Raw genomic sequence first — 2360 nt, forward strand, 5'->3', positions numbered from 1 at the left:
AACAAACCTGCCGTCAAACCCATCGAGGATGAAGGGCTCGAACTAGCCGCCTAAACTCCCACTGGTCTCATTCGCCTTGACAAATTCCGAAGCCGCCAACAAAACGGCGGCATGAAACCCGGGACGGTTCATATGGAGCGAACGTCAGCGCGTGTGATTCGGACGTTGGTTCTCTCACCGCGGTGAACCAAGCGGTTTGCACCGCTGCCTTCTTGAGTGCGCCCGAGCAGGCCCCGGGATCTTGGCGTCCTGTACGAAGGGTGAGGTCCAGGACCGTACGGCACTGTGCGCGCTCGCACGGGCCTGGACTTCAGCCTTGGCCGGACGCTTGCAGTTAGTGCAGCACTCCGCAGGCGACCGGGTCGGTTACCTCGGCGGGGAGGGTGGGGTCAAGCTCGCTCGCACCCTCGGGATCGCTGAGGTTGTACGTTCCGTTGCCGTCGTAGTCGTTTCCGTGGATCACGACGACGCCTTCACCGTCGCGGATGGCCTCGGCGATGTCCGCAGCGGTGCCGTCGCCTCCTTGGTAGCCGGTTCCGGCCACGTCCGTGAAGCCGATGTTGGTCCGGAGGTACTTATAGGTGCCGTTGTCCGAGACGGGGAACCGGGTAACGTCCAGGGCACTGGCCGGTGTGGTGTCTCCGCTGGTGGTCAGGGACACCACAATGGGGCCGTAGGCCGGAGTGCCTTCGACGGTGTTGATTCGTCCGTCCATGTTGGTGTCCATCGCCAGCGTGGGGCACTCGTTCATGGCATCCTCTCCGAAGTGGATGTGCTGGGCGTGCGGAGCATCGGGGGACAAACCCTTCGCGCGGATCGCGATCGCCCTGATCGTCTCGCCGCGAACGACGGCGATGGCCTTGCCCGACGCTCCGGAGTCGTTAAGCTCTGTGAGGTGGGCGGTCAGCACCGCGTTACCGCGCACCGATGTCGGGACATGTGCTGATGCCGAGGTGGCGCCCATCGACACGGCGATTAGCGCGGCTGCACTCGCTCCGAGTACCAGTTTGATGTTCTTCTTCACGTTTCACTCCTATGTGTCCTCGCCCATCGGGACGATCCCGACGATTAATGCGACAGCGTTGATACGTAGCCCTCAGCCAAATGCATTGGCCTTACTCGCACGCACGCACGCCTGCGGCGAAGAGTATCCGCAAATCTAGTTTCCTGAAAGTGGTGGTTGCGGACTTTTTCCGCTGCTTGCGCATACCCTCTGCCGCTCCTCGCCGCACAGGGTCTTGCCCCACCCTGCTCCGTGTCGACCCGCGGTATCTCTGTGTAACGTCGCTATTTATCCGGACTTCGTCACCCGAATGCTCAGCGTTATCTCAGGGCGCGCGAGGTCGATCGGAACATTCCGAGATCGCGCGCGACTTGCGCTGCTGTCTCTCCACCTTCTATGAGGCGGCGGGCATTGCGGATTCGGCTGTCAGTGATGAGCTGCGGCCTCCCACCGAGATCCTTGCCGGCGTCGCGGCGCTTCGTGATGGAGTCGATCACACGTTCTCGTTTGATTTCGTGTTCCATCTGTCCGAGTGCCGCCATGATCGTGAACAGCATGGACCCCACTGGTGTCGCTGTGTCGACGTCGCCGCCGCCCAGGTTGAGTACGCGGAGGCCAGATCCGCGGCCGTAGAGTTTCTCGACGAACGCGGGCATGTTCTGTGTCGATCGGCCCAGCCGGTCCAGGGTCGTGATAACGGGGGTGTAGCCGTTTTGGAGTGCGTCGAGCGCACGGTCGAACTGGGGCCGTGATGCTCGAGCACCGGAGATGCCGTGGTCGACGTAAAGGTCGTCACGCCGGACGCCGGACGCCGGACGCCGGACGCCAGCGGCGAGGATGTCGATCTGTTGCCGGTCGGTGGACTGCTGTCACCTGGACACTCATGCATAGCCGATCAGTTTCGTCATTTCTGCTCCCAGGGTGTCTCATAATCAATGGCGAGTACCACAGTTCAAGCATGCGGTTATGCGACGTAGTTATGAGAATCGGCGCATCGCAAGATTCCGGCGATTCTGAGGAAGCTCAGGTCGCGGCGGTGAGACGTCTTATATCGCTAGGAATATAAGACAACACGCCCGCTCGAATTATCCGCCCTCATCGTGCCACGTCACCGTACGGGGCGAACGTGCATGCCTGTGTCCGCGGCCATTGTTCAAAGGAGGAAGGCAACGGAGTGATCCGCGTCCCTCCGTGAGAGCCGGAATCTTGACTGCGTGGGAATCAACAGGACTTCTAGCAGCCCCGCAGGCCTGCCCCGATGATGAGGCCACCTTCCTTACGTTGTTGTGGTGGGTGATTTCGGGACTGTCGTAGTGTGTCGATCACCCTCGGGTGGCGGGTATGGCTGAGATCGCCT

The 2360-nt window shown here is 61.4% G+C and carries 1 protein-coding gene and 1 pseudogene; both read right to left on the bottom strand.

Annotated features, from left to right (window positions below):
* Positions 1-334 precede the first annotated feature (334 nt).
* Entirely contained in the window at positions 335-1024 is a 690-nt protein-coding gene (locus tag CXY80_RS00170; RefSeq protein WP_104131127.1) for a hypothetical protein, read from the bottom strand.
* 299 nt (positions 1025-1323) lie between these two features.
* Positions 1324-1872, bottom strand: a pseudogene (locus CXY80_RS00175) (recombinase family protein); the annotation flags it as partial.
* Positions 1873-2360 lie beyond the last annotated feature (488 nt).

The sequence above is a fragment of the Cryobacterium sp. M91 genome (assembly GCF_002929615.1).
Classification (GTDB): Bacteria; Actinomycetota; Actinomycetes; order Actinomycetales; family Microbacteriaceae; genus Cryobacterium; species Cryobacterium levicorallinum.